Origin of the sequence: Mesorhizobium sp. M7A.F.Ca.CA.004.06.1.1 (assembly GCF_003999135.1) — a bacterium.
Lineage (GTDB): Bacteria > Pseudomonadota > Alphaproteobacteria > Rhizobiales > Rhizobiaceae > Mesorhizobium.
This window is the reverse complement of the sequence record NZ_RZPQ01000376.1, coordinates 1-5,641: the sequence shown is the minus strand read 5'-3', so window position 1 is coordinate 5,641 and position 5,641 is coordinate 1. Positions and strand designations below refer to the sequence as shown.

Annotated in this window: 6 protein-coding genes; 2 read left to right on the top strand and 4 right to left on the bottom strand. The window is 64.0% G+C overall.

What is annotated here, in order from left to right; genetic code table 11:
* Positions 1-247: AbrB family transcriptional regulator (locus tag EN906_RS20930; RefSeq protein ID WP_164777269.1), on the top strand; the 247-nt coding region annotated here is incomplete at its 5' end.
* A gap of 7 nt (positions 248-254) precedes the next feature.
* On the opposite strand, the gene EN906_RS20925 is transcribed toward EN906_RS20930, so the two are convergent.
* Positions 255-1,334, bottom strand: a complete 1,080-nt coding sequence (locus EN906_RS20925) for a siderophore-interacting protein (RefSeq protein WP_127269789.1) — start codon at positions 1,332-1,334, stop codon at positions 255-257.
* 129 nt (positions 1,335-1,463) lie between these two features.
* On the bottom strand, positions 1,464-2,357 hold the full coding sequence (locus EN906_RS20920) for a LysR family transcriptional regulator (protein ID WP_127269787.1): 894 nt from the start codon (positions 2,355-2,357) through the stop codon (positions 1,464-1,466).
* Between the two features lie 147 nt (positions 2,358-2,504).
* Here EN906_RS20920 and EN906_RS20915 point away from each other — a divergent pair, with 147 nt between their 5' ends.
* Complete coding sequence (locus EN906_RS20915; RefSeq protein ID WP_127375343.1) at positions 2,505-4,040, top strand: MFS transporter; 1,536 nt, start codon at positions 2,505-2,507, stop codon at positions 4,038-4,040.
* Between the two features lie 23 nt (positions 4,041-4,063).
* Here the strand turns inward: EN906_RS20915 and EN906_RS20910 are convergent, their stop codons facing one another.
* Positions 4,064-4,840 carry an esterase family protein gene (locus tag EN906_RS20910; protein ID WP_127271710.1) on the bottom strand — a complete coding sequence of 259 codons (777 nt, stop codon included), beginning with the start codon at positions 4,838-4,840 and terminating at the stop codon, positions 4,064-4,066.
* Between the two features lie 4 nt (positions 4,841-4,844).
* Positions 4,845-5,641: ATP-grasp domain-containing protein (locus EN906_RS20905; protein WP_127375342.1), on the bottom strand; the 797-nt coding region annotated here is incomplete at its 5' end.

The following is a 5,641-nucleotide window of genomic DNA, read 5'->3' as shown; positions in this document are numbered from 1 at the left end:
GAGCGTGGCGCTGATCGCCTTTTGCGGCGGCCTTGCCTTCCTGATCAGCCATCTCCTGGGCATCGATCCGCTGACCGCCTATCTGGCGACCAGCCCCGGCGGCATGGACAGCATCGCCATCATCGCCGCCGCCGCGCAGAACGTCGACATCTCCTTCGTCATGGCCCTGCAATCGGCACGCTTCCTGATCGTGCTGCTGGTCGGCCCGAGCGTCGCTCGGCTGGTGGCCAGAAGCGTCAGGCAATAAGCAGCGACTAGTCCTCGCCGCCCTCGCCCACGCTATGCGCATCCCGACGCCAGTAGGCCGTAACCAGGTGCCGGTCGCGCGGCAGGCCCCACTGCTTGCGCACGATCTTGCGTATCTCCCGGAAATCGCCGAATTCGCAACTTGCCCAGACGTACAGGCCGTCGGCAAGCGCCATGTGATTGCGCTCACGCAAGGCGGTCGACAATAGGCCCGCGGTGCCGGCCTCGAGGCCGCGCCGGTAAAGCCAGGTGATGTCGATATTGTCCCCTTGCGCCAGCGCTATTCGGTCATCCGGGCTATCGACCTCGATCAGCGCCTCGGCACGTGTTGATGGCGGCAGATGCTCCAAAATCCTGCCGATGGCGGGCAGCGCGGTGTCGTCGCCGAGCAGAAGCAAGGTCTGCGCCACCGGGGCGTCGCCGCCGCCGGGTCCGATCATGCCGATGACGTCTCCCGCCCGTGCGTTTTGCGCGAATGTGGCGGCGGGCGTGTTCTGGCCGGGGTGCAACACGAAATCGACATCGAGCCAACCGCTTGCGGCATCCAGCGCCCGGATCGTGTAGACCCGCACAGCAAGCGCATCGTCGCCAGAAGGCCAGACGATCAAGCCGTCAGCGCCCATCGTCGGCCAAACCAGCCGGCGGCCAGGCGGCGGCAGCAGCAGCCGCATGTGCAGGCCGCCATGGCTAAATCGGCCGAGATCCTTGCCGGCGAAGCGCAGGCGCTGCATATGCGCCGATATCCGCGTCGACGACATCACCGTGATCTCGCGGAAGAAGACCGGAGTACCGGCGTCGCTGCCGTCGCCTTGCCAATGGATGCCCTTGGTCGTGCCGAGATGTTCGGCGACATGGCCGGCGACCGTCATCTTCATGTAGGACAGGCAGGTTTCGTCTGTCGCCGCGACGCGGATCAGCACGCTTTCATCATCGAGCGTAGCGCTCAACGAGCCGTAGTAGAGGCGGAGCTCCCACTGGTCGGCAACGCCAGTGTCGATCTCGAATTCGCTGTGCTCTGCGCGCAGCCGGTCCATCACCGATCTGATCGCCGCGTCGCTGATCCGGGTTTGCGCGCTAAGTTGGTCCATCGCTCAAGTCCTTCGAAACGGTTCGGGCAAGGCGCCGCGCGGCACCCTCACCGTCAGCGGCATGCCACAGCCGCTCCGATGTTTCCACATAAACATGACAATAATAATCATATTTATTCGATGAGTTGGCTACGAGCCGCTTGTCGCAGCAAGTCGCTCGGGAAGGAAATCAACGAAGACGCGCACCTTCGGCGACAGATGGCGATTGGAGGGCCACAGCATCCGGAACTGGCCACGGCCGTCGACATGACCATCGAGGACGGTACGCAGCCTGTCTTCGTGCAGCGCCTCGCGCACCAGGAAATCCGGCATGCAAGCTATGCCGAGGCCGGCGAGCGTGGCGCCCTTCAAGGCTTCCATGTTGTTGCAGGTCAGCATCGAGCGGATCTGCGGTTCGGCGCTTCCGGTAGTGAACGGCCACTCCAGCAGCCTGCCGCTGTTCAGGAAGCGGAAGTTTATGCCGAAATGTCTGATGAGATCAGCCGGCACGCTGGGGGCGCCATGGCGGTCCAGGTAGGAGGGCGCCGCGCACAGCAGCATGCGAAAGGGCGCAACGGGTCTCGACACAAGGCGCGAATCCGGCAGTTCGCCGCTGCGGATCGCGACATCGATACCCTCGTCGATGACGTCGACGATCCGGTCGTTGAAATCGATGTCGAGCTCGATCTCGGGATAGCGTGCCATGAACTCCGACAGCACCGGCAGCAGCAGATGATAGGTGACGATCGGGGTGGATATGCGCAGCCGCCCACGCGGTGTTTCCCGTGTCTGCGACAGCATCGCCTCGGCATCGTCGATGTCGTCGAGGATGCGGCGCACCCGCTCGTTGAACAGCTTGCCCTCTTCCGTCAGGCCAATGCGCCGCGTGCTGCGCTGCAGGAGCCGCACGCCGAGTTCCTGCTCGAGCCGGGCGACACTTTTGCCGACAGCGGAAGCCGAGATGCCAAGCGCCCGCCCGGCGGCGACGAAACTGCCGAATTCGGCGGTGCGGGCGAAGGCCAGGAGCCCGTTGAGACGATCCATTGCGTCATTCCATTCGAGCGTTTCAGTCCGATATACCAGGAGATATAACACCATTTTTCCTGAAATGCCGACGACCTATCTTGTCATCACGACCGGCTCCGCAATGGCGCGGGCCACCGGCGAGTACTGTTTCAGATAGGGAAATCCATGACTTCCAGGACCACAACCGGCTCTGCCGAGAGATGGCTCGTGCTCTTGTCCGTGTGCCTTGCCGCGATGACGATGCCCTTGACCTTCACCGGTCCGGCCGTCGCTCTGTCGCGTATCGCGGCCGATCTCGGCGGCAGTCCGATCGAGCTCAACTGGGTGACAAACGCCTTCATGCTGACCTTCGGCGCCACCCTGATGGCGTCGGGCGCTCTGGCCGACAATCATGGGCGCAAGCGCCTCTTCCTCGTCGGCCTCTCCCTCTATGTCCTGGCGTCGCTGGGCGCGATGCTGGCGCCGGACATCATCTGGTTCGACATTTTCCGCGCCGCGCAGGGTATCGGCAGTGCGGCCGCCTTCGCTGGCGGCGCCTCGGCACTTGCCCAGGAATTCGAAGGGCCGTTGCGGCTGCGCGCCTTCAGCTTCCTCGGCACCAGTTTCGGTATCGGCCTCGCCTTCGGCCCAATCGCGTCGGGCCTGCTCATCTCTGCATTCGGCTGGCGGTCGATCTTTCTTCTGGTTGCAGCACTCGCGATTGCCGCCGCCATGCTCGGCCTGCGCACCATCAGGGAATCGCGCGACCCGGATGCGACGGGCCTAGATTGGGCGGGAGCCGGCACCTTCACGATCGCGCTGGCGTCGCTGACCTATGGCGTGCTCCAGGCCCCGCAGAGCGGCTGGGCCGGTCCCCTCGTCGTCTCCCTTCTGGCCGCTTCTGCCATCTGTTTTGTCGCCTTCGTCGTTGTCGAGCGGCGAGCACAACGGCCGATGCTCGATCTCACGCTGTTTGCCTATCCCCGCTTCGTCGGCGTCCAGTTTCTGGCTGCGGCACCCGCTTACGCCTTCGTCGTCCTGCTCGTCCTGTTGCCGATCCGCTTCATCGGCATCGAGGGTATGAGCGAGATCAAGGCCGGGCAATTGATGATCTGCCTATCAGGCCCGCTGCTGATCCTGCCGATGCTCGCCGGACAGCTGGCGCGCTGGATCGCGCCGGCCACGATCTGCGGCGTCGGCCTGCTCGTCGCTGCCGCCGGGCTTGTCTGGCTAAGCCTGACACCACCGGTCGATAGTGCGCTGGTGGCGCCGCTGATGCTGATCGGCGTCGGCATCGCTTTGCCTTGGGGATTGATGGACGGGCTCGCCGTCAGTGTCGTGCCGAGAGAGCGCGCCGGCATGGCGGTCGGCATCTTCAACACCACCCGCGTCGCTTGCGAGGGCGTGGCGCTGGCGATCGTCATGGCGACCCTTTCCGGCTTTACCGCCGCGCATCTCGCCGCACAGGGAACGGCATCTTCGACGCAGGCAGCAGCGGCAGCCCAACTGCTGGTGACCGGCAATCTCGGCGAAGCAGCACAACATCTGCCCCAGGCTGGAGCCATTGTTCTGGTCCAGGCCTACGAGGCGGCGTTCGACAGGCTGCTGATCGTGCTGGCGGCAATCACCGTCATGACCGCCATCGTCGTCTTCCTTGGCCTGCGTCGCGGATCGGCGTCGGAACACGAGACCGTCGCTCTGCCGGCAGGCCAGGAAGGGTAGCTGTCAGCGGACGAGCCCCGCTGTCAGTCGAGCCTGTGCATCAGGTCCTCATCCAGCCAACGGCCGAAGAAATAGACCAGTTGCTTGTGCCACCATGGCCAGTCGTGGCTGACATCGCCGCCCCAATAATCGACCCAGGCGGGAATGGATTTGTCGCGCAGGATCTGTTCCAACTTGCGCGTCTCGACCAGCATCCGCTCTTCCCAGGCGCCCTGGCCGCAGCAGAAGATCAGCCTGAGCGCCTTCAGCCGGGCCAGCAGTTTGGGATCGACGATGCCGGGCAGATAGTCGAGCGGCGAGTTGTAGAAAATGTCGCCCTCGAGCGCTTTGCCGAAGAAGTCGCGCGCCGAATAGACGCCCGACAGGGCAATGACGCCGCTGGCGAGTTCAGGAAAGCGGAAGACGAAGTTCGACGAGTGATAGCCGCCCATCGAACAGCCCGAGAACAGCGGCTTCAGCTTGCGCCCGCCATTGGCCTGCTCGGCTGTGGACAGGAAGTCCGGCAGCGCCTCCTCGCGCACATAGCGGAAATAGGCCTCGTGGCGGGCGATGCGGTGGGCGGCGTCGGCATGCTTGTCGAAGAAGGATTCAGAATCGACGCCGTCGACCGTGAACAGCTGGATGCGGCCGGTGTCGATGAATTCGGCCAGTGCGCCCACCCCGCCGGAATCCTCGAACTGGTAGAACCGGCCCTGCGAGGTCGGGAACACCACCACCGGCCGGCCGGCATGGCCGTAGCGCTTGTATTCCATGTCGCGGCCGAGCTGGCTCGAGAAATTCTTGTGATAGGAAATGTCCATCGCCTCACGCCTTTTCAGCGTGGATGTACGCGACCGCTGCACGCAACGCTGCTTCGTCCTTCGAGCGCATCTGGTAGGCGTAATTTCCCATGGCGCGGCTGAAAACCTCTTCGATGGCCTGATGGTGGACGATCTTGTCACGCTGCGCGGCTAGCACGTCCTCATGGCTGTGCAAATAGTGGAGGCGTCGCTTGCGGCTGGCATAGGCGGTGAAATACTTCCCCTCGTAAGGGCCGCCGGCGGCATCCCTGACCACCATGTCGGCCCATGCCGCGTAGACATCGATGTCGAACGTGTAGTTGATCGCATCGGTCATCCAGGCGCCGGGCGGGCGCATGTTGACCTCCAGCGCGATGACCCGGTCGTCCTTGGTCTCGAACAGCTCGATGTGGAAGAAGCGTTCGCGCACGTCGAATGCTTTCAGGATCTTGCGGCCGGCCTCCTCGACCGCCGGGCTGATCCTGGGAAAGCAGGTGTAGCTCATATGGCGGTCCTTGTTGACCACCTCCATGACGCTCTGGTCGTAGCGGTGGCTGGCCGCCAGCACCACCTCGCCGTCGCGGTTGACCAGCCCGTCGAAGGTCACCACCAGCCCCTCGATGAACTGCTCCATGACGAAGGTCACGTCCTCGGGCTTGTCCCGGAAGAACTGGTCGAGCTCTTTGGCGTTGGAGATCTTGAAGGTGTTCGATGCGCCGGAACCGCTGTCGGGCTTGACCACGACGGGGTAGCCGACGCGCCGGATGAAAGTCATGGCCCCGGCACGGTCGGAGCATGTGCGCTGCGCGATGGTGTCGGCGC

What these genes read in the sequence shown, in the direction of transcription:
- EN906_RS20915 (WP_127375343.1), top strand. Translation starts at nt 2,505, where the DNA reads ATGACTTCCAGGACCACAACCGGCTCTGCCGAGAGATGGCTCGTGCTC.
- EN906_RS20925 (WP_127269789.1), bottom strand. Translation starts at nt 1,334, where the DNA reads ATGGACCAACTTAGCGCGCAAACCCGGATCAGCGACGCGGCGATCAGA.
- EN906_RS20910 (WP_127271710.1), bottom strand. Translation starts at nt 4,840, where the DNA reads ATGGACATTTCCTATCACAAGAATTTCTCGAGCCAGCTCGGCCGCGAC.
- EN906_RS20920 (WP_127269787.1), bottom strand. Translation starts at nt 2,357, where the DNA reads ATGGATCGTCTCAACGGGCTCCTGGCCTTCGCCCGCACCGCCGAATTC.